Source organism: Trichococcus sp. TS_SC_9 (genome assembly GCF_056156325.1).
The window spans coordinates 1,324,485-1,345,458 of sequence record NZ_CM149591.1 but is presented as its reverse complement, the minus strand read 5'-3'; the positions used below and the strand labels follow the sequence as shown (position 1 = coordinate 1,345,458).

Below are 20,974 nucleotides of genomic sequence, written 5' to 3'. Positions count from 1 at the left end.
CATTATACTTCTGTATTCAAAAGCGGCGTTCTCGCTCTTGTAGAAAAAGCATACACCTTGAAGTTAAGGTTAAGTCAAGCGATAACCGATTGTAAGCTCGAACTACTTCGCGAGCGCATTAGGCAATCATCTGGAAGATTGCTGCCTTGTGCGGATCAATTTCCCATTTTTATCCCCATACTTTTGTTGATCCGGAACTTTCCGAAAAGGAACTGCAAATCAAATTGATTTTCAAAGGTGACGATGATTATTACCGCGTGGTCTTGCAACAAAAATAATCATAGAAATGAAAAGACGCCCATTTAAGGGCGTCTTTTTTGATATCCGGCTGCGATAGTGCCTCCACTTCCCTAAATACAAACAAGCGCCTATTTCCGCTGCTTCTCCAAAAAATCCCGTAGCACGACGACATGATTGATTTCCGGATCCCGCGCGGCATAAACTAATGTGACGTCGCTCGCTTCCAAATGTTTCAGGGTCTCCGCCACTGCAACCGAGGTCTTCGGGTTCGTCAACAGTTCCTCTTCATATCTTTCTTTGAAGGCGGCGAATTTATCAGGATCGTGATCAAACCATTTGCGCAGATCCGGCGAAGGCGCGATGTCCTTCAACCACGCATCCAGTTGTGCGGCCTCCTTCTTGACGCCCCGCGGCCACAACCGGTCGACCAGAATCCGAACGCCGTCCGCTTCTGCCGGGTATTCGTAGATGCGCTTCATCTTCAGTTCCATGTCCATTCTCCTCCTATTGCTTCTTTAAAACTGGGCCACCAGTTCCATCCTCTTATCCACTTGCGCCCGCTCCAGATAAAGGCGTTGCTGCAACTTGGCGATTTCTCCCTCAAGCCGATGCACTTCCGCTACTTTGGCCAGCAGTTCTGTTTGATAGTTCTCCTTACCCATCTCAAGCGCTTCTGCAACGGCAGCCTTTTGCTGTTTGTACTGATGATGCAGCATGGCTTCGCTTTGACTTTTCGGGCCGCCTGCCGCTTCCATTCTTTCGCAGCTTCTTTCGTAGCGTTCGAATTGTTCTTTTGTCATTGTCATCGTCTTTCCCTCCAGATTGTTTTTTTTGAAAACAAAAAACCCTTCTTATAACAAGAAGAGTCGGGAATGTCGCTTTACTCTTCTTTATCTCTCAGATTGCTCTGCAGGATTTAGCACCGTGCTGCCGCGTTCATGCGTTGGTCGGTTGCTGAGATGTCATCGGGCCAGTCCCTCGATCTCTCGTGATAAAGAAGTTATTTAGTTTTCGTATATATTATTTCATACCGTTGCGCAAAATTCAACTAATCGCCAATTCATTTATTTGTTTTCCTCATCTACATCTGTTCTACACACTTCCTTAGTATACTAAAGAAGGATCAAGCGATCCCGCGTTGCTGATCATTTCTTTTGTCCGATCAACAATACGGAAACAATCTCGTAAAACATAGCCAGTTTATACATAGGAAGGACGAACTTACCCATGAAGAAAAAATATTTGATGATTGGCCTGATTTCTTTTACAGCATTGACCACCTTCGCTGTCGCAACTCCCGTAGAAGCAGCGATGATGGATACAGTGACATATGAAAATCACGGTCAGTATGTACGTAGCCATGCCACTCATCTTCGTCATCACACAGAAAACGATCATCAGATGAACGGCGTAAGCATGCATGCCAGAGACAGAGATGAAAATCTTAGTTGTCTCGCTGAATAACTGACTCTAGCCTATACTAAATGGTTTCGTTCATCCGGCAACGAATCTTAGTTGATGGACAGTTTTGAACAACTTATTATTGCCAAAAAAATCCCCACAAGTCAGAATTTTTCTGACTTGTGGGGATTTTTTGTTTTACAGCTCCCAGCCTACGCATATTTCAATGCGATCTCTTCCACGAATTTGGTCACGTCCTTGAAGGCGTCACAGCAATCCTCCAGCGATTTATAGATTTTGCTCAGGATGACGATGCTGACAGCGTCCACGTCGCTCCGATAGAGATCACGCATCGTTTGGATGTAAAGCAGATCGCCTTCCTTCTCACAGGCATTGATCCGATCGATGACTGTGTGGATCTCTTTTTGCGATTTCTTATAGGTTTTCAAAAGCCGCACCGCTGTATGCAATTCCTCGGCTGATTTTTCCACCAGATTCAGGAATTGGTTGATTTCCGGGGTAATGTGTTGCGGTTGATAGATCTCCATGTGGATCATGACATCCTCAATCATGTCGATGGCATGGTCCAGACTGGTGACCAGTGCAATCACATCCTGCCGATCGAAAGGCGGCAACAGATCATTGTACATATAGCGCATCAGCTTGTATTTCTCCAGATCGGCATTGTGTTCGATCTCATGCATCTCATCTAATTTTTGGCTGAGATCAGCGACCGGATACTCCGCCAACACCTGCTTCAAGAACTTCGCCGATTGGACACCCCATTCGGCAAGCTTGATGAATTCATCGAAATAATCCAACTTTTCCGTCTTCTTTTTGAACATAATCGGCGCCCCCTAGAATATCCGAATGAACAGCTTTGCCATCAAATAACCGACAAGGCCGCAGCCTGGAAATGTCAACACCCACGTAAAAACCATTTCCTTGACCGTCAGCCAGTTTACGCTCGACAGATGCCTGCCGGCGCCCACGCCCATGATGGCCGTTGTCTTCGTGTGGGTCGTGCTCACCGGCAGACCCAAGAGAGAGGCTGTCAGGAGGCTCACAGCACCGGCAAAATCAGCGCTGAAGCCTTGATAGGTCTCCAGCTTCACCAGGTTGACCCCTACCGTCTTGATGATTTTTCCGCCGCCGATTGCGGTCCCCAAAGCCATGACTGTGGAACACAACAGCATCAACCAGATAGGAATCACAAAGTCGGTTGTGGCATTTCCTTGCGATAAGGCAATGCCCAGCAAAAAAATCCCGATGAACTTCTGGCCATCCTGGGCCCCGTGCATAAAAGCCATCGCCGCTGCACCAGCTATCTGGCTATTGCGGAAGAAAGTTGTCGTGCTTTGCCGTTCAACGTCCCTGAACAGCGCGCCGACCAGTTTCACGACAAGGAAACCCAAAAATAAACCCAGAACGGTGGAAAGCACCAAGCCGTACAGCACTTTGATCCATTCCGCCCCATTGATTCCGCTGATGCCGCCTTGCAACGCGATTGCAGCCCCCGACACCCCGGCAATCAACGCATGGCTTTCGCTGGTCGGGATGCCAAAATACCAGGCGGCAGTGGCCCATACCACAATCGCGAAGAGCGCGGCACACAGCGCCACGACCGCATCATCCGTATTCCCGCCAAAATCAACCATCTTCGCCATCGTCTGAGCAACTTTCGCATTGACTGCGGTCATCGCAAAGACACCTAAAAAATTGAACACCGCGGCCATCAGGATGGCGTTCCGCGGCGTCATGCTTCTGGTCGAAACGCAAGTGGCTATAGCGTTCGGCGCATCCGTCCACCCGTTCACCAAAACCACTCCCAACGTCAAGGCCACCGTGACCGCAATAGCCGGGCTTGACAGCAACAACTGAATGAATTCACTGAATGAAATCGCCATAAAGAACCACCGCCTTTCCAGACTGCAGAGGAGTAAGTGACCTTACATCGGAATTCCGACTGCGATATGCTGGAAGGAATCTACATCAAACAAACCTTTATCCGTCAGTTTCAGACGCGGAATGACCGGCAGGCACAGGAACGAAAGGATCATGAAAATGTTCTGCGATTCTTCCGCCAGCGTAGCCAACTGCTCATGCAACACATGCAGTTCCTCGATGACTTCTTCGTAAGGTTTTTCCGACATAATGCCGCCGACCCGCAACGGGACCGACGCCAGCACTTTGCCGCCATCAACGATAACGAGCCCGCCCTGCATACGTTCCGCTTCTTCGATTGCCAGCAGCATATCCTCATCGTTCGTTCCAGCAACGACCAAATTATGCGAGTCATGGGCTACAGTCGAAGCGATAGCGCCCCGTTTCAGACCGAGCCCGCTGACGATGCCAGCTCCGATGCTGCCGGTTTGGTGATGGCGCTCACACACAACCATCTTCACTTGATCATTTTGCGGATCCACAACAAAGAATCCGTCTTCCGTCTGCACATCCGCTACGATTTTCTCCGTAATGATCCGGCCAGGCACAACGCCGATGACCCAAGCTTTCTGGTCTTTTTGAAGCGGGATCTGCAGATCGTCTTTTGTCACTTTCTTTAAATGGATGGAGGAACGGACGGCCTGTGGAACCGTGGCGCGGACGCTTCTCAAAGCATCCAGATCCAGCAAGCGTCCATCTTTGATGATCGTTTCCGGGCGCAACGTCTCCAGGCTGTCCGTGATCAGGATATCCGCTAGGTACCCAGGTGCAATGGCGCCTTTATCATGGATGCCGTGGCACACCGCATTGTTGAGTGTAGCCATCTGGATGGCGATCAGCGGATCCAAACCATGTTGGATGGCCAGCTGAGCGGCATAATTGACGGTTCCTTCTTCGGCCAATTCGTCCAAATGCTTGTCGTCTGTGCAGAATGAAAAACGGCGGCTGTTCCTTTCATTGATGGCCGGCAACAGCGCCAACAGATCTTTCGCAGCCGATCCTTCGCGCACCAACACATGAATGCCCCGGCGTACCCGTGCGATTGCTTCTTCCGCAGTCACCGCCTCGTGATCGTTGCGGATTCCTGCTGTGCTGTAGACATTCAATGCGGTATCCGGCAAACCGGCCGCGTGTCCATCGACCTCAAGCCCAGCTTCAGTCGTCATGCGGATCTTCTCAAGCATATCCGGATTTGCATTCAAAACGGATGGATAATCCATCACTTCAGCCAAGCCGATGACGTTCGGATGGGTCAAATAAGGCCGGAGATCATCCGCAGTCAGCGTTGCCCCGTTCTGCTCGAAGGGTGTCGCCGGCACACACGAAGGTAGCTTCATCAGGATATCCATGTCGGCATTGGCTGCATCCTCCAGCATAAAGTCGATCCCGCCTTTTCCTGCAACGTTCGCGATTTCATGCGGATCGGTCACAACGGTCGTCACCCCGTGTTTGATGAGCGCACGCGAAAATTCCGACGGCGTCACCATCGTCGATTCGATGTGGATATGCCCGTCGATAAAACCCGGCATGACATACTTGCCTGAAGCGTCCACCACATGATTCCCGTTCGGATAAGTACCGATGCCGACGATGTATCCATCTTTAATCGCAACGTCCGCTTCAAAAGTCTCCAAAGAAAATACATCCACTACTGTTCCGTTTTGGATGATAAGATCCGCTTCCTCCGGTTGCTGTGCTGCCTGGATCAATCTTTTCAATACATCTGCCATACAAATTCCCCCTGGTTCCATTCGCCCTCTTTGTCAGCGAATCTCTTGTTGTTTCCTATATTATACACGATTCGCGTGGGGACCGATAAGCTTCTTAATCATCGCGCAATTTGCGTCATTCATAAATCCCGGGTGATCGCTTTTACCTATCAACCTTGTTCGATTATAACTGTTTGCTTCTTACATGCACCGGTGATAAGATTTCCTCATGCCTCAGAGCGACAAAAAGTAAGAAAATGTCGATTTGCGGACCAGCATCACAAGCGACAACTGTCTGGGGGAGTTTTTTCGGTCGAAAGACCTGCAGCTTTTCAAACAAAAAAAACAAAAACAGGAGTGAATATAATGAAGAAACTATTATCAAAGATCTTATTCGTGGGTACAGCAGGCTTGGCTTTGGCGGCTTGCGGCGCAACAACTGACTCAAGTTCGGACAGTGCCTCAACAGCAACAAGCACCGCCACAGCAGGAAACGTCTTAAAAACAATCGAAGAAAATAAACAATTGCGTATCGGGGTGGAAGGCACTTACCCTCCGTTCAGCTACCATGATACAGAAACAGGCGACCTGGTGGGCTTTGAAGTTGAAATCGCGGAAGTCATCGCAGCAGATTTGGGCGTGGAGCCTGTCTTCGTCGAAACGAAATGGGATTCTTTGATCGCCGGACTGGATGTCAATAAATACGATATCGTCATCAACAACGTCGGCGTTACGGAAGAACGCCAAGAAGCTTATGACTTCACCGATGCTTATTTCGAGTCCTATGGCCAATTGGCGGTCAGTGCAGACTCTGACATCCAAACTCTGGAAGACTACAGCGGCAAAAAATCCGCCCAATCCACTACAAGTAATTACGCTCAGAACGCCCGCGACCTTGGCGCTGAAATCGTACCTGTCGACAGCTTCAATCAAGCAGTTGAATTGATCACTTCCGGCCGTGCTGACGGAACGATCAATGATTACATCACGTTCCTTACTTACTTTGAAGAATATCCAGATTCTACGTTGAAACTGATCGACGAAAAACTGCCTACCAATGACGAAGTCGGCATCATCCTGCAAAAAGAAAACACAGAATTCCAGACTAAACTGAACGAAATCATCGCAGCACGCACAGAAGACGGCACTTTCAAAGCAATCTTCGAAAAATACCTGGGCGAAGACATCAGCGTCGGAGCCAACGAATAAGAAAAACTGAACGGGCTCGTTCAGTTCCACGTTTAAGAAATCGTACCGATAGCGCCTCGGAGGCACAATCGGTACGATTTATCTGATTTATGACGGACTAATTGTTGAAGCTAGCCATAATAGTCGGATGCATGGTACAATTTGGTATCTCTTGCGGTATTTGCGGTGATGCACTTTTGAACGTTGAATAATTGTTAAATTTTTAATATAAAAAGGATTGGTGAGTAAATTTTGCAGCATACATTATCCATAATCGAAAACGCCTTATGGCCTATTCTGGAAGCAGGATTTACCGTCACCATCCCCTTGGCGCTGATTTCCTTTGCCTTGTCCCTTATCCTGGCGGTCCTTACCGCAATCATGCGGATTTCGAAAAGCAAGATCCTAAAAGGCTTGGCTTGGTTCTACGTGTGGGTATTCCGCGGCACGCCGCTGTTGATCCAATTGTTCATCGTCTTCTTCGGTTTGCCGAAGCTGAACATCACGTTAGATGCGTGGACCGCCGCAATCCTGACTTTCGCCCTGAACAGCGGTGCCTATTCAGCTGAATCCATCCGCGGCGCAATCCTGTCCATCCCGAGAGGGCAATGGGAAGCGGCCGATTCCTTGGGCATGACGCACGGACAGGTCCTGAAAAGGATCATCTTCCCGCAGACCATCCGGATCGCCTTGCCATCGGTCATGAATGATTTCATTTCCTTGGTGAAATCAACTTCCCTGGCTTCCAGCATCACGATTATTGAAATGACGATGGTCGGGCAGCAATTCGCTTCCGTTACCTATGAACCGTTGATTCTGTATATGGAAGTGGCAGTGATTTACCTCCTTATCAGTACAGTGTTGACTTGGATCCAAGGCAAGTTGGAAATCAGAACTTCCAAATATCTGAAAAAGGCGTGACGACATGATCGAAATCAAACATATCCAAAAATCCTACGGTGACTTTCATGCCCTCAAGGACATCTCGTTGGCTTTCAGAACCGGCGAAACGACTGTCATCGTCGGCCCATCTGGTTCGGGCAAGTCCACCCTTCTCCGCACCTTGAATTTGTTGGAAGTGCCCGAAAGCGGCGTTTTGAAGAACGGCAATCTCGAGGTTGATTTCAGCTCCAAAATTTCAAAGGAAACGATGATGGCCATCAGGAAAGAAACGGCGATGGTATTCCAGAGCTTTAACCTCTTCCCACATCTGTCGGTATTGGAAAATGTCATCGAAGGCCCGCTCACAGTCCTGAAACTTTCTAAAACGGAAGCGACGGCCAAAGCGAAGAATCTGCTGACCAAAGTGGGGTTGGCTGACAAACTGGATCACTACCCGGATCAACTTTCTGGTGGCCAGCAGCAACGCGTAGCCATCGCGCGCGCCTTGGCCATGGAGCCGGATTTCGTCCTGTTCGATGAACCGACTTCTGCCCTAGATCCCGAATTGGAAGCAGAAGTGCTGCGCGTGCTGAAGGAACTTGCTTCCGAGAAGCTGTCCATGATCATTGTGACGCACAACCTTGACTTCGCACGGGAAGCAGCGGACCGCATGCTCTTCCTGGAGGACGGCAAAGTCGGCTTCGACGGTCCGACAAAGGACTTCTTCGAAAGCACAACCGAGCCACGAATCGCCCGTTTCATCAACAGCATAACAATATAAAAAAGAAAGACTGGCCAAAGCATCATGATGCTTGGTCAGTCTTTCTTCTTGTTTGGGTTTTCGAGAATTTATCTTCCTATTCCGACAGTTCATCCCAAAAAGCTTGCGCTATCGCACGGTAGCCTTGTACGATCCGTAATGAAGTAAAATGCCTATCCCATATATGACAGATCAACCTCAGCTAACCCAATCGTCAGTATTTAGTTGGGGTTATTACCTTTGTCTTCATTTCCCCCAAAATTTGCATTTTCTTGTTCAAACGCCTGCAAATGTTCTTCTGAGGCTGCCATCAATCGTTCAAAAACGGCTTTCACATCGGGGGGGAGTACTTCTTCTTCAAGGAAACGTTTATACATGCTGATATTTTGCGTTTCGCCTTCTATACCCATTGCATAACTTGCTGCCAATGAATCCGGAAGTGTTACCCTATCAGATGCATCGTTGGCAGGTACCGTGATTCCGTTCTTTTCGAATAATGGAAGCAATTCGTTTATGTGCGTGGCTTCAGCTTCCGCAATATTCGCGAAAGGATTAGCGTTGTTGTTTGCTTCTGCAATCGCAGTATACTTAGCCTGCGCCAAGTATTCATCCTGAATGGCATAGGTCAGCATTTCCTCTAACGTGTAATTGTCGTCAGCCAAAGCCCCTGCCGTTCCATATGTATCTTTTGATAATGCGGATGTTACCTCAGATGCTGCTTCAGATAATTCGGAGGTTACCTCGGATACTTCTTCAGATAATTTGGAGGCGGATTCAACCGTTTTCGAAGTGATTTCGGAAATTTTGGATTCGGTGTCTGACACATTCGAACAGCCCGTCATCACTAGCAGGCCTAATGTCAAAGTTGTTTTTACCATGGTCCCCATAAATTTTTTCATTTTGTACATCTCCCTTTGTTTTGCAGTAACTTGACCGTTCATTCGATTGGCCTGTTCCATTTAATAAGATCAGGTGCCATTTATCCAATTAGTTGGAAACCAGTTAAAAAGAAAAAATGAGAGTGCCTATATGGAATTGATTTACGGATGCTCTTTACATCTACCATTATACTGCGTCAGCTTATATTTTAGAATTTTTAGCCTGTCATCCTTTTTCGGTATTTATCAAGATGTGTTCACAGTCCATGACCTAGTTTTTTCATTATCGTAACCTTCAACAAATCATTCAAAAGAAGACAAGATGCCATTGCATAGACCAAAATGGAGAAAGCAGCAAAAGCATGGTGAAGGCAGATATAACAAATTTCCCAGTCACTACATATGCGATGGCTACATAAGCTGATTTCAGAATTGTCCGGCTGATTTTGTTGATGATCCACGTTAATATGCGCTGATAAATTGTTCGCCCTTGTTCAACCAATGACACAATGTTTGCCAACCCAGGATCGGTAAGTACGATACTGGCGGCACTCTTGGCCACATCGGTAAGCGCTAAAAAATTCACTTACTATTATGCCTTGTTCTCGATTTCGATGATGGTCATGATTGCATAGTTCGCTAAATCCATCAGCGTGTCCGTAATACTCTCGTCTTTAACTTCGGCCTCCTGCTTGATCAGTTGTTTGAACCGATGCAGCTTATCATCCAATCGGATAGCCGGCATCGTCAGCCCATACTCTTGGAAGCTGTCGCCAAAACTGTCCCCGTAATCTTTATTTTTTGCCGCATACAGCTGATTCAGCCTTTCGCATATTTCCCTGTGCCGCTCAACTTTCGTCATATACACCACCGCTTCCCTCTGTTCTTCCTTATTCTTTATCGAGTACCCTGCCTGCATCCTCGCAACAATTATATTCGAACTGAATCGTCAAATGGGTCACACCGAAGCGCCCTTTCAATACCTGTTCCAACTTCTCATAGACGTCGGATAATTCACTGACCAAAATGTCATTTTGCAGATTTACGTGGGCTTCGAAAAAGAGCGTATGCTCATCCAATGCCCAAATGTGGACGTGATGGATGTTTTTTATCGCATCCATCTTTTCGAGTTCCTCCGCTATTTCATCGATGTCCACGGTTTCTGGTGTTCCCTGCATCAGGATGTTCACCGACTCTTTCAATATTTCATAGCTTTCCTTGAGAATGTATATACCAATCAGCACAGTCAACAAAGGATCAATCCAGTAAGCATCGAAATAATAGATGACTATGCCGCCGACCATCACCCCGACCGAGGAAAGGGCATCGCTCAGAAAATGCAGGTATACCGCCCGCATATTCAAGTCAGCTCCGGAGCTCTTGTGCAGCAGGTATACCGCCACTACATTGAGGACGATCCCAATTGCAGCGATCACGATGACCAACAGTGCGTTTATTTTTTCAGGCTGAATGAATTTAAAATAAGCTTCCCTGAAAAGGAAAAGCGACATGATGATCAGTAGGGTAGCATTGATGACCGCGGCTATGATGGTGGCTCTTCTGTAGCCGAATGTGTTTTTCTTATCGTGTTCTTTTTCTGCCATCTTGACGGCAAACCAACTGATGACGATTGACAATACGTCATTAAGATTGTGGAGTGCATCGGAAAGCAGCGACAAGCTTCCTGAAAACCAGCCGCCCAATCCTTCGGCAATTGTCAGCACAATCTTCAGGACCATGGTTATGAGCAAATTTTTTCCTTTTACGCCATCCAGACCGTCCGGATTGCTGTGCACATGGGTCTGTTCAGTCATCACTCACCCCTCCTAATGCGAAACAATAAGCAATCATCTCTGCCTTAATGATACTCCAAATTGCATAAAATGGAAAAATCGAGATCCTTTTTTTCCTCATCGAAAAAAGGATTCCCATTTTAATTTCGGGATCCCTCTTCATTTTTACTCTACACGCTTTCCTTCATTTTAGGAAACCGGATAAAGAATGTCGTTTCCTTTCCCATCATACTTTGCACATCGATTTCCCCATTATGTGCATGCATAATATCTTGGCAGATAGCCAAACCCAATCCCGTCCCTCCGCTTTCGCGCGAACGATCGGTGTCGACACGGTAAAAGCGATCAAAGATAAGCGGCAGATGTTTTTCAGCAATACCCTCACCGTAATCGGTGACTGCCATGACAACTTTTTCATTTTCTTGGTAGGTACGGATCATGATCGGCGTCTTCGGATCCGAATGGAAAATGGCATTCTGCACGATATTTAAAATGACTTGCTCGATTTTTTTGCGGTTCATCATAACATTCGGTATCTCGCCTATCGACAGCTTCAGTTCCCGCCCCTCCTGGATCATCTTTAACAAGGGATACAGGTCCTGCAGAACACCATTGAGGTTCAGTTCATCTTTCCCCATCTGTACCTTCCGATCCAATTTTGAAAGTTCCAGCAATTCGTTCACAATATACGTCAATCGTTTCGTCTGATCAAGCATGCTTTCCAGAGAATAGCGTATCTTTTCAGGATTATCCAGTTTTCCCCGTAACAGAATTTCCGAATAGCCCTGGATTGTCGTCAGCGGTGTCTTTAACTCATGCGATGCATCGGAAACGAATTGTTGTAATTTATGCTGATTTTCTTCAATTATCTGAAAGGAATCATGCAGTCTTACTTTCAACTCGTTAGTCGAATCCACCAGTTTGGCTATATCCGCTTGAGCATCTGCGATAACTATCGGCTGATCAAGATTGTCGACCGAAACCTCAGAAACCGAGGCAATGACGCTATCCAAAGGAGCCAGCGTTTTCCTCAACATACGCCCATAGAACCGCCAAGCCAAAACGAGAATGACGATGCTGGCAATCACATAAATAATCAGCTGGGTAAGCATCAACTCCACTGACTCGTGGATGGAATAGATGATCTCTATTGTACCGATCTCTTTCCCCTCATAATATACAGGCTCAGTGTATGCTGCTGTCTCTTTATTTTTTAAAAATAGTCGATTGGTGTGGATTATTTGCTTTTCTCCGGAGCTCGCATAAAAAACGATGTTCGCATCTGAAGCGAAATCCTCGGCAAGCTCCGACGCTTCTTTGATCAACGGCTCTCCTTCTCCGAGCAGATCAGGTGTTTGTTGGAGGGCCTCTAGATAGGTCGCCACCTCCATTTTCCTTTGATTTTCGGTGTAGAGATAAATCAAGGTTGTCTGCAAAAAACCGATGATCACCAAAAACAGCAGCAGCAACTGCATGCTTCGCTGGAACAGTTGCTTGTTTAAGCTTTTCGTTCTCATCCTTCCACATCCAATTTATAGCCGAATCCGCGTTCGGTTTTGATGTAGCGGTGCGACGTATCCTGCAGCTTTTCCCTTAAGTTGCGGATATAAACTTCCACAACATTCGAACTGCTGAAATAATCATAGCCCCACACCTTATTCATGATGGTTTCCTTCGAAATGACGATGTTCACATTATCGAACAACAAGCACATCAGCTTGTACTCCGTTGGGGTCAGATCAAGCTTTTCATTCTCGAACGTAATCTCATGGCGGGCATCATCGACCGAAAAGGGCCCCTTGCGGATGACTGTATTCTTTTGAGGGAAACGGCTATTCAGGCGGACTTCCATCCGCGTCAGCAGTTCCAGAAAACTGAATGGCTTGGCTAGATAATCATCTGCTCCGGTTTTCAATCCTTTTACCGTATCTTCCGCTTGGTCCTTCGCGGTCAGCATGATGACGACAACATCATATTTCTGCTTTAGCATACGGCAGCATTCATAGCCATCCATGCCCGGCATCATCACATCCAAAATGACGATGTCAAAAGGATTATCATGCATTTTCGTCAGCGCCGTCAAGCCGTCCTTTGCCGTTTCCACGCTGTATCCTTCGTCTTCCAGTCCCATCGTTAAAAAATCGCGGATGCTCTGTTCGTCATCCACCACCATAACGCGCGTTTTCTTCCCGTCCATTGCGTTCACCTCTTTGCTTCATTGTAGCACGCTTCCTTTTGCTCACAGAACAAAAAATAGCATCTTCAGCTAATCTTCAGCTTACCTTCATACCATCCTAAATTTGCTTATCTATAATGAATATAAATAAGAAATCGGAGGAAACACGTATGAAAAGAAAAGTGATCCAATATATGATTCTCGCCATCTATTTTTTTAGCCCTTTACCCATTGCCTTTATCTCGCTAAAAGGGCTAAATTTCAGTCTCGCAGCGCCTGCTTTTATCGGCATCGTCAGCTACACCTGGCTACTATCTGAACTGATAACGGCGGCAAGACCCAAATTTATCGAAAAATACTTCAGCCTGGATAAGTTCCATCGCTTCCACGGCATCATGGCAATTGTCGCTTTGGCTCTGGGCTTGATGCACAAAGAATGGGCCAGTTTCGCTTGGGGTGAGTTTGAATTTTCGACTGTCTTCGGGGATTTTGCCATCCTACTGTTTCTGCTGCTGACTGTATTGTCCGTGTTCTTCATGACCAACTGGCTAGGAAAAATCAAAATAATCAAGATAGTGAAGGATACAGTAGGCAATTTTTTCTTCTCCAAATACAGCGTCATGAAGTTCCTGCATAATTTCAATATCGTTGCCATCATCGCGCTTTCTGTGCATGTCATCACCATCGCCTACTTGGTCCGGGGCGATATGACTTTGACCATGATGTACGCCCTGTATTTCACCGTTTCTTTGAGCTTCTATGTGTACCACAAGCTGATCAGACCTGTTCTTCTGAAGAAAAATATGTATACCATAACCGATGTGGTGAACGAGAACGACCAGATTGTCAGCTTGACGCTGACAGCCGAAAACGGGCGGCGCTTTGATTACAAGGCTGGACAATTCATTTATTTAAGAGTGCTGGATGAAAACTATAGTTTTGAGGAACATCCATTTTCTTTGACTTCCGCACCGGAGAATCCGCATGCCCTTTCCGTATCGATCAAGAACTCTGGAGACTATACGCACATCATCCAACGTATCAAGGCAGGGACGAAAGTGACCGTCGAAGGTCCTTATGGCGGCTTAGGACAACCGCTGGAAGACATCCAAAACACGGATAAGAGCTTAGTGCTGTTCGCCGGCGGTGTCGGTATTACACCTATGCTGGGCATCCTCGAAAGCCTGCGCAAAAAAAATGCTAAAAATAAAACGTTGCTCGTCTGGAGTTTACGCAACGAGAATGAACTTGTCTATGCAACGGAACTAGCTTCTTTCCAGAAAGAGTTGCCCAACTTCACCTTCATTCCTTTTTATTCAACCCAGAACGGTTACTTGGATGCAGAAAAGACGGAAGCCATTTGCGAATCCGCTGCAGTTCCCTATGCCATCAGCGAATTTGTCCTCTGCGGTCCCAAAGGATTCATGCATACCATTGAATCGACGCTGGTTTCCAAAAATGTTCCAAAACAAAAAATCCACTTCGAGTCATTTGGATTGTAAAGAATGACGAAAGTACAAAAAAAAGGAGAAAACAAAATGAAAAAAAACAACAAAGTAAAAATGATTACCCTCTTACTCGGCGCGAGCTTCGTTTTTGGAGCTTGCGGAACGACACAGGCGGAGACTATCGCAATTACCAACAATGCCAATAGCTCGGTTGTTTCATCGACAGAAGCAGCATCGTCATCCAGCGTTGCTGCTTCTTCGAGTAGCCAAGCGAATGCCATAACCTTTACCCTCGATGAATTAGCGCAGTATGACGGAAAGAACGGGAATGATGCCTATGTCGCCATTGATGGCATCGTCTACGATGTCACCAATGCAGCTAAATGGCAAAACGGGAGCCATTATGGGGTACAGGCGGGCACCGATTGCACCCCCGCCATCAGCCGTTCTCCGCATGGTACCTCTGTTTTGGATGGGCTACCAATTGTCGGAACATTGGTGGGATAATCCCCAAAATTTGATTTTCAATAGCATACCGATCGAAAAAAAAAGACTGATCAAGGCCTCAATATGCCCAGTTCAGTCTTTCCTTTTGTGTTGCTTTTGGAGAATTTTGCTTATTATTCCGACATTTCATCCCAGAAAGCTTGCGCTATCGCGCGATATCCTTGGACGGTCGGATGAATGTCGAGCGGCAAATAGGTCCTCGCATTCGAATCCACGTTCCCGCCCATCGCTTCCCAAGTAGAGACATAGGTGATGTTCTGATATTGATAAGACAAACCTGTTACTGCTTGCTCAAGGCCAACATTATACGCTTGTATCAGTTCGGCCAGCTCAGGAATAAGTTGGTCAATTTTAGCTTGAAGAGCGGGATCATCCGAATAATCATTAAGGCAGGAAAAGGCATTGTAGTAACCCATGACATAGATTTCGGCATCCGGATTCAAAGCTTTGATTTGCGCAACGAGAGTGCTGACTTGATACACTACGTAAGGAACTGCGATAGACTTCAGTGAATCCATCTGATAAATCAAACCGCTTATTTGTTCAGGAGTCATATAAGGAAGACTGTCCAACAAATTTGATACATCGCCCTCTTCAGCTTCCAAATAAGATAGCAAATCATTGGCGCCGATATCCAACGTGATGATTTCAGCCTCAATGATCGCATTCTGGGTTGCACTGCCAGTGGTCATCAAGTCATTAGAAACTTGCCAAGTCTGATAGCCCGACACGCCAAAATTAGCATAACTGTTCAATATACCTTTCCCGGATAAATCATCACGGATGAATTTAGGATAGCTCGTTCCATACAACTTAGTAGAGTTACTTCCGATTTCGGTCGGCTTTTGCCCCGCTGCGAGGGAGTCGCCCAAAGCGACATAATCAATGGTCTTGTTGTTTTGTGCTGCAGATACCGTTCCGATGGCCATGGAGGAAAGCAGTGATAGACTCAGGAGCATAGTGGCTATTTTTCGGATAAACATATGAAGGTCCCCTTTTTATAATTTTTTGGCACAAAATTCAAATACTGATCTGCATCTTACATCCCTAGCATATCGTTCTAATCAGCGGAGACTAAAATAGCATTAAACACAAAACCTAATTCAGACAGCTTATGAAATCAAGATCCAGCTATTCTACAATCCGGTATGCACCTCCATTCTCTGGATTTCTTTGAACCTCCACAGGTTTCTCCGTTAAAAAATAATTTATTACAATCACACACTTTTGTATCCGCATTCATTTCCAAGTTGGATCATTATGTCATTAAATTAAACGGTTAGGTTAATTTAAACAATCATCCTAACTATTCTTGTTATTTATTTCACATTTTCATTGTATTCCGTATATTTATATTTGTAAAGACATCTGTTTCATTTTTCATCGCATAAAAGCACCTCCTAAAATGGATACGTTTATCGTACCCATTTTGGGAGGTGCTAATTATTTGTATGCGTCTTTTGGATACAGATTTACATAATAATAGCTAATTCGTCATACCAGGCATTACGGCCATGCTGTCGATGATTTCAGGATTCACCATACCGAAAATCATGGCAATATGGGCAACGACCAGGAAGCCTCCGACCAGCATAAAGTGAATTTTCATCTTCTCTTCATCAGTTTTATTCTTGAAAATTACACCCAGTTCCATTAATGCGATTGGTAAAAGGAACAGGACACCGCTCAAGTAGAAACCCACTGCCACAACGTCGACCCACGTATGCCAACCGTTGGTGGTAGTCAATGGGATCACAGCGTTAAACAATAGGTAGAAGAAAATACCTGTAAAATAGAAGCCGGCAAAGATGCCGACGATTTTGTTCAGCGTCCTCAGTCCCCCTGATTTTGCCCTGTCAAAAATAATGAAAAATTCTGAAATCGTCAGCGTCTCCGCGCAAATCACAGGGATGGCCATAAAGATGATCAGATTCCAGGGCTGATTTGAAGCTAATAACGACATGTAATGAGTCATGCTCATTTTTGTTTCCTCCTCAAAGTAAAATAACTAAAAATTGATAGTCTTAATATACCGAACAAATGTGTAGATTGGATGGAGATTGGGCGTCTTCATCGGAGCTACATAATGACCTGATATTCTGTGTTTGTAGCAAAAAACAATCCGGAAAGAGGGGTCCAAATTATGCTGACAATCCAATTTATTATTTCAATACTGCTTGTTCTCATCTTAGTGAGGTTGATCATGAATACAATCCGAAACCAGGATTCTGTTTTGAGAGCCGATGTGAAACGATTGCGTTCAGAAAATGAAGCTTTGCGGAAAGAGCTTCTCAAACGCGGAATCGTTGAATATGTTTAATAGCTGAAAATCGATAGTGGAAACAACCGCTATCCATACACTATAAAAAACCAACCCGAAAACGGAATTCGAACTCCGTTTTCGGGCTGGTTTATTTTGTTGAAATCAGTTTTTTTCCTGCACTGCTGCACAGTTACTGCAAATGTGGTGCTTCAGATCTAGTCGTTTTTGTATGAACAGCAATAGTCCACATACTTCTCGACAATCATTTTAAAGGAAGAATTTGCCTGAACGACATAGCTTTGGCCTTTGCTGTAGAGTGTGTATTCCGTTTCGCCTGGCAGCATGACTGACATGTCGCCGCCCAGGACTTCCATGATTTCCTCTGCATCGGTGTTGAATTCGTACTCGCCTGCCAACATAAAGCCCAACGTCTTTTTCTCTCCACTTTCGAACAGGACCGTTCTGCTGGTCACTTTCCCATCAAAATACACATTTGCTTCCTTGATTACTGTCACATTTTTGAATTCCATCCTATTTCCTCCATTAGCCTGATTATTTTATGTTTTTCTTGCATGTATACCCTATTTTCTCAGTATCTTCTCCATGGCCTTCCCTTTAGCCAACTCATCGATGAGTTTATCCAGATAACGGATTTTCTGCATAAGTTTGTCCTCGATCTCTTCGACACGGTAACCGCAAATGACCCCTGTGATAAGCGAGACGTTAGGATTCAGGTGAGGCGCCTGTGCAAAGAAGGTTTCAAAATCGACTTTATTGTCCAATAGTTGTTGCAGAGTCGCTTCATCATATCCCGTCAGCCAGAAAATGATTTCGTCCACTTCTTCTTTCGTGCGCCCTTTTTTCTCGGCTTTCTGGATATACAACGGATAGACGCTGGCAAACGACATCCCGAAAATTTTTGTGTTCTTCATGGCTGCTCCCTTCTGATTTTCTGACACTTTATTCGATGTTTATGATTTTTATTATGCCATAAACTTCAGAAAAGCTCATCATTTATTAGCACGACTGCCCAAAAATGTCGTCATACCAGGTACAGCTTAGGAGCAAGAAAAGCCGCTTAAACACATCGTCAATTTGATGTGTTTAACCGGCTTTTGTTATCGCACTTTGGACTCATTTTACGTAATAAATCCCTCGCTAAGGAATAGCAATAATCCCTGCTTCGGATAAAGTCGGCTCTCTGCTCCCCCCGCCACATTGCTTCCTAGTTTTATTGCATACGAACAATATTCAAAGTCCAAGTTACTACGGAGGCTGCAAAAGCTCCTACAGAAACTTTCCCCAATATTTTTTTGGCAAAAAGGTATAACTTATTTCATCAGACTCATTACCCTTCCTGAATCAGCATTTCCATGAATTCCTCGCCGCTCATAGTTTCTTTTTCGAGGAGATACTTTGCAAGTTCATGCATTTTCGGTTCATTGGCCTTGATGATTTCCTTGGCTTTTTCGTGGGCGAATTTGATGATGCGCAAAACTTCATCATCTATTTTTGCAGAGGTTTCATTCGATACGAGCGAGGTTACATCCGTTCCCAGATATGGGTTATTGATCGTTTCCAAAGCCATCATGTCGAATTTTTCACTCATGCCGTATCGTGTGACCATGGCCCGCGCGATAGCCGTTGCGGCCTCTATATCATTCTCCGCCCCAGACGTTATCGTATTCAAAATGACTTCCTCGGCAGAACGTCCACCCATGTAGGTGACGATTTTATTCAGGAATTTTTCTCGGCTCATCAGCAGCTGGTCCGTCTCTTCCGATTGCATCGTATAGCCGAGGACTCCGGATGTCCTTGGGATGATGCTGATTTTATTGACTGGTGCGGAATCGGTCTGTTTTGCAGCAACAATCGCATGGCCTATTTCATGGTACGCGATCGCCAATTTATCCTCTTTCGAGAGGATCGCATTTTTCCGTTGGTATCCGGCCAGAATGATTTCCAACGCATACTCCAAATCGGATTGATTGATTTTGCTGCGCCCTTCCTTTATGGCATGGAGAGCGCCTTCATTTATCAGATTGGCAAGATCGGCTCCAGAGCTGCCAGGTGTGTCCCGGGCGATCTCCTTCAGATCGACATCGCCATCCATTTTGACGGATTTTGCATGAACCTCCAGAATCGCTTGCCTCCCGGCAATATCCGGCAACTCAAGCGGAATGCGCCGATCAAACCGTCCGGGCCTCAGCAGCGCTTTGTCGAGAACTTCAGGTTTGTTCGTTGCCGCCAGGATCACCACCCCTTTTTCCGAGGAGAAACCATCCATTTCATTCAATAGCTGGTTGAGCGTCTGGTCTCGCTCATCATTTCCGGTTATCCCTGACAGGTTACGGCTCTTGCCGATTGTATCGATTTCATCAATGAAGACGATGCAGGGGGCTTTTGCCTGCGCTTGATTGAACAAATCCCGCACCCTGGCTGCGCCAACACCGACGAACATCTCCATGAATTCTGATCCCGAAATAGAGAAGAAGGGAACCCTGGCTTCTCCCGCAACTGCTTTTGCAAGAAGCGTTTTACCGGTCCCCGGAGGTCCAACAAGCAGAATTCCTTTTGGCATCTTCGCCCCGATTTCCCGGTACTTTTGGGGATTGTGCAGAAAATCGATTACTTCCCAAAGTGCTTCTTTCGCTTCGTCCTGGCCCGCTACGTCCGCAAATGTTTTTCCTGTTTCAGATGCAGCATAAATCATGACATTGCTTTTGCCGAATTTCATTTCGCTGCCGCCGAGCCCTCCGACTCTTCCCTGTAGCCTGCGCATCATAAATCCCCAGAACGCATACAGTAACGCCATGGGCAGAATCCAGATCAGGAAAAAATTAACCAGTGGAGAACTTTCTTCGATAATCTCTTTCTCAAACTTTACATCAGCCAACAGCAACCGGTCAGTGAGTTGAGCATCCTCCATTCTGCCGGTGATGAAGATGCTCTCTACCCCTTCATCGTCCAGCGCCGTGAATTCTATCCGGTTTTCATCCACCAGAACCGACTCGACACTGCCTTCTTCCACCATTGTGACGAATGTCTTGTAATCCACTTCCGTCACCGCATTTTCATCCACACCAGGAAAAATGAAAAAATTCAGCACAATCAGAAAAATTGCAGTTGTCACAGCAAAATTCAGCCATTGTTTATTGCCCTTCGGGGGCATTTTAGACTCCATCAGATTATCCCTCCCATTCGTAAAAAAGAACTTTCCGTCACCTATATTATCCCAGAAAAACAGGATATTACAAAAAATTAGGCAGCTTCTCAATTCCGATTTTGCGTCCTGGAATCCTAGAGTCTTTGTCATGGACAAAATTCGGCAATAGGACTATCTCATAGGCGTAAGCAGAAACGAAAACTTGGAGGAGAGTCGCATGAGTCCGAAATCAGCTAAAAAAGGAATTATTGTCTCCATTATCTGCATTCTTATTTTAACAGTTCTTGAACTTCCCGCTCCCATCGGTATCGAGACCAGGCCTCAGAACGACGTATCCCTGTTTTGGTTGCTGCTTTTTCTTGTGATCTTGATCAGTGAAAGTGCGGCGGTGCTATTGATAATGAAGAAGCCTAAAATTGGAGCCAACCTTGCAATAATTGCTGGTGTGTTGAACATCTTCCAAATAATTGCTGATCAGCTGCATCTGATGCAACCAGAGATAGCAATGTTTGCCTATACCTTACTGGAATATTCAGTCGGCATTTTCGCCTTGGCGCTTATTTATTTTGCTTGGAAAGTGAAAACCTCACTTTAACAAACGTTTCTAGTTTTTGTTTAC

At 45.8% G+C, this 20,974-nt stretch carries 23 protein-coding genes and 1 riboswitch; of the genes, 7 read left to right on the top strand and 16 right to left on the bottom strand.

Going from position 1 to position 20,974, the window contains the following annotated elements; translation table 11 throughout:
* Nucleotides 1-368 precede the first annotated feature (368 nt).
* Both AC0J5I_RS06575 and AC0J5I_RS06570 read right to left on the bottom strand, forming a co-directional pair.
* Nucleotides 369-731 (bottom strand): DUF488 domain-containing protein, encoded by a 363-nt coding sequence (locus tag AC0J5I_RS06575; protein WP_475304890.1) that lies wholly within the window; start codon nt 729-731, stop codon nt 369-371.
* 24 nt (nt 732-755) lie between these two features.
* A complete protein-coding gene (locus tag AC0J5I_RS06570; protein WP_475304886.1) occupies nt 756-1,046 on the bottom strand; it encodes a hypothetical protein in 291 nt (96 codons plus the stop codon).
* 81 nt (nt 1,047-1,127) lie between these two features.
* Nucleotides 1,128-1,238, bottom strand: a riboswitch (SAM riboswitch).
* Between the two features lie 229 nt (nt 1,239-1,467).
* Here AC0J5I_RS06570 and AC0J5I_RS06565 point away from each other — a divergent pair.
* A complete protein-coding gene (locus AC0J5I_RS06565) occupies nt 1,468-1,704 on the top strand; it encodes a hypothetical protein (protein WP_475304882.1) in 237 nt (78 codons plus the stop codon).
* Between the two features lie 149 nt (nt 1,705-1,853).
* On the opposite strand, the gene AC0J5I_RS06560 is transcribed toward AC0J5I_RS06565, so the two are convergent.
* From AC0J5I_RS06560 to ade, 3 genes are read right to left on the bottom strand one after another with little or no spacing between them, the layout of a single operon-like run.
* Nucleotides 1,854-2,486: a DUF47 domain-containing protein gene (locus tag AC0J5I_RS06560; protein WP_475304878.1), complete on the bottom strand. Its 633-nt coding sequence runs from the start codon at nt 2,484-2,486 to the stop codon at nt 1,854-1,856.
* A 12-nt stretch (nt 2,487-2,498) separates the two neighbouring features.
* Nucleotides 2,499-3,548 (bottom strand): inorganic phosphate transporter, encoded by a 1,050-nt coding sequence (locus AC0J5I_RS06555; RefSeq protein ID WP_475304875.1) that lies wholly within the window; start codon nt 3,546-3,548, stop codon nt 2,499-2,501.
* A 42-nt stretch (nt 3,549-3,590) separates the two neighbouring features.
* Complete coding sequence (ade, locus tag AC0J5I_RS06550) at nt 3,591-5,315, bottom strand: adenine deaminase (protein ID WP_475304872.1); 1,725 nt, start codon at nt 5,313-5,315, stop codon at nt 3,591-3,593.
* 345 nt (nt 5,316-5,660) lie between these two features.
* On the opposite strand from ade, the gene AC0J5I_RS06545 reads away from it, so the two are divergent.
* The 3 genes from AC0J5I_RS06545 to AC0J5I_RS06535 all read left to right on the top strand — a co-directional run bounded on the left by AC0J5I_RS06545 (nt 5,661) and on the right by AC0J5I_RS06535 (nt 8,145).
* Complete coding sequence (locus AC0J5I_RS06545; protein ID WP_475304869.1) at nt 5,661-6,503, top strand: transporter substrate-binding domain-containing protein; 843 nt, start codon at nt 5,661-5,663, stop codon at nt 6,501-6,503.
* A gap of 231 nt (nt 6,504-6,734) precedes the next feature.
* Nucleotides 6,735-7,403: an amino acid ABC transporter permease gene (locus tag AC0J5I_RS06540; protein WP_107994675.1), complete on the top strand. Its 669-nt coding sequence runs from the start codon at nt 6,735-6,737 to the stop codon at nt 7,401-7,403.
* Nucleotides 7,404-7,407: 4 nt separating this feature from the next.
* A complete protein-coding gene (locus AC0J5I_RS06535; protein WP_107994674.1) occupies nt 7,408-8,145 on the top strand; it encodes an amino acid ABC transporter ATP-binding protein in 738 nt (245 codons plus the stop codon).
* Between the two features lie 200 nt (nt 8,146-8,345).
* Here the strand turns inward: AC0J5I_RS06535 and AC0J5I_RS06530 are convergent, their stop codons facing one another.
* The 6 genes from AC0J5I_RS06530 to AC0J5I_RS06505 all read right to left on the bottom strand — a co-directional run bounded on the left by AC0J5I_RS06530 (nt 8,346) and on the right by AC0J5I_RS06505 (nt 12,992).
* On the bottom strand, nt 8,346-9,023 hold the full coding sequence (locus AC0J5I_RS06530; protein ID WP_475304861.1) for a ferritin family protein: 678 nt from the start codon (nt 9,021-9,023) through the stop codon (nt 8,346-8,348).
* Between the two features lie 286 nt (nt 9,024-9,309).
* Nucleotides 9,310-9,588 (bottom strand): hypothetical protein, encoded by a 279-nt coding sequence (locus tag AC0J5I_RS06525; protein ID WP_475304858.1) that lies wholly within the window; start codon nt 9,586-9,588, stop codon nt 9,310-9,312.
* 6 nt (nt 9,589-9,594) lie between these two features.
* The gene (locus tag AC0J5I_RS06520) at nt 9,595-9,864 is read right to left on the bottom strand and encodes a nucleotide modification associated domain-containing protein (protein ID WP_107994672.1); all 270 of its coding nucleotides are present in this window, start codon (nt 9,862-9,864) and stop codon (nt 9,595-9,597) included.
* Between the two features lie 28 nt (nt 9,865-9,892).
* Nucleotides 9,893-10,816: a cation diffusion facilitator family transporter gene (locus AC0J5I_RS06515; protein ID WP_475304854.1), complete on the bottom strand. Its 924-nt coding sequence runs from the start codon at nt 10,814-10,816 to the stop codon at nt 9,893-9,895.
* Nucleotides 10,817-10,965: 149 nt separating this feature from the next.
* Nucleotides 10,966-12,312 (bottom strand): sensor histidine kinase, encoded by a 1,347-nt coding sequence (locus AC0J5I_RS06510; protein WP_475304850.1) that lies wholly within the window; start codon nt 12,310-12,312, stop codon nt 10,966-10,968.
* Entirely contained in the window at nt 12,309-12,992 is a 684-nt protein-coding gene (locus AC0J5I_RS06505; protein WP_475304847.1) for a response regulator transcription factor, read from the bottom strand. The genes AC0J5I_RS06510 and AC0J5I_RS06505 overlap by 4 nt, the downstream gene beginning before the upstream one ends.
* A 149-nt stretch (nt 12,993-13,141) precedes the next feature.
* Here AC0J5I_RS06505 and AC0J5I_RS06500 point away from each other — a divergent pair, with 149 nt between their 5' ends.
* Together AC0J5I_RS06500 and AC0J5I_RS06495 are read left to right on the top strand one after the other, a co-directional pair.
* The gene (locus AC0J5I_RS06500; RefSeq protein WP_475304842.1) at nt 13,142-14,473 is read left to right on the top strand and encodes a ferredoxin reductase family protein; all 1,332 of its coding nucleotides are present in this window, start codon (nt 13,142-13,144) and stop codon (nt 14,471-14,473) included.
* Between the two features lie 225 nt (nt 14,474-14,698).
* Nucleotides 14,699-14,926, top strand: coding sequence for a cytochrome b5 domain-containing protein (locus AC0J5I_RS06495; RefSeq protein ID WP_475305584.1), 228 nt, complete (start codon nt 14,699-14,701; stop codon nt 14,924-14,926).
* A gap of 113 nt (nt 14,927-15,039) precedes the next feature.
* On the opposite strand, the gene AC0J5I_RS06490 is transcribed toward AC0J5I_RS06495, so the two are convergent.
* The 5 genes from AC0J5I_RS06490 to ftsH form a co-directional block, all read right to left on the bottom strand.
* The gene (locus AC0J5I_RS06490) at nt 15,040-15,909 is read right to left on the bottom strand and encodes a GDSL-type esterase/lipase family protein (protein ID WP_159072106.1); all 870 of its coding nucleotides are present in this window, start codon (nt 15,907-15,909) and stop codon (nt 15,040-15,042) included.
* A 503-nt stretch (nt 15,910-16,412) separates the two neighbouring features.
* Nucleotides 16,413-16,907 (bottom strand): DUF6803 family protein, encoded by a 495-nt coding sequence (locus tag AC0J5I_RS06485; protein ID WP_475304835.1) that lies wholly within the window; start codon nt 16,905-16,907, stop codon nt 16,413-16,415.
* 497 nt (nt 16,908-17,404) lie between these two features.
* Nucleotides 17,405-17,719 carry a pyrimidine/purine nucleoside phosphorylase gene (gene ppnP / locus AC0J5I_RS06480; protein ID WP_475304831.1) on the bottom strand — a complete coding sequence of 105 codons (315 nt, stop codon included), beginning with the start codon at nt 17,717-17,719 and terminating at the stop codon, nt 17,405-17,407.
* 51 nt (nt 17,720-17,770) lie between these two features.
* Nucleotides 17,771-18,121 (bottom strand): DUF2200 domain-containing protein, encoded by a 351-nt coding sequence (locus AC0J5I_RS06475; RefSeq protein ID WP_475304828.1) that lies wholly within the window; start codon nt 18,119-18,121, stop codon nt 17,771-17,773.
* Nucleotides 18,122-18,537: 416 nt separating this feature from the next.
* Nucleotides 18,538-20,373: an ATP-dependent zinc metalloprotease FtsH gene (gene ftsH / locus AC0J5I_RS06470; protein WP_475304824.1), complete on the bottom strand. Its 1,836-nt coding sequence runs from the start codon at nt 20,371-20,373 to the stop codon at nt 18,538-18,540.
* Nucleotides 20,374-20,572: 199 nt separating this feature from the next.
* On the opposite strand from ftsH, the gene AC0J5I_RS06465 reads away from it, so the two are divergent.
* Complete coding sequence (locus AC0J5I_RS06465) at nt 20,573-20,950, top strand: hypothetical protein (RefSeq protein WP_475304820.1); 378 nt, start codon at nt 20,573-20,575, stop codon at nt 20,948-20,950.
* Nucleotides 20,951-20,974: the final 24 nt, after the last annotated feature.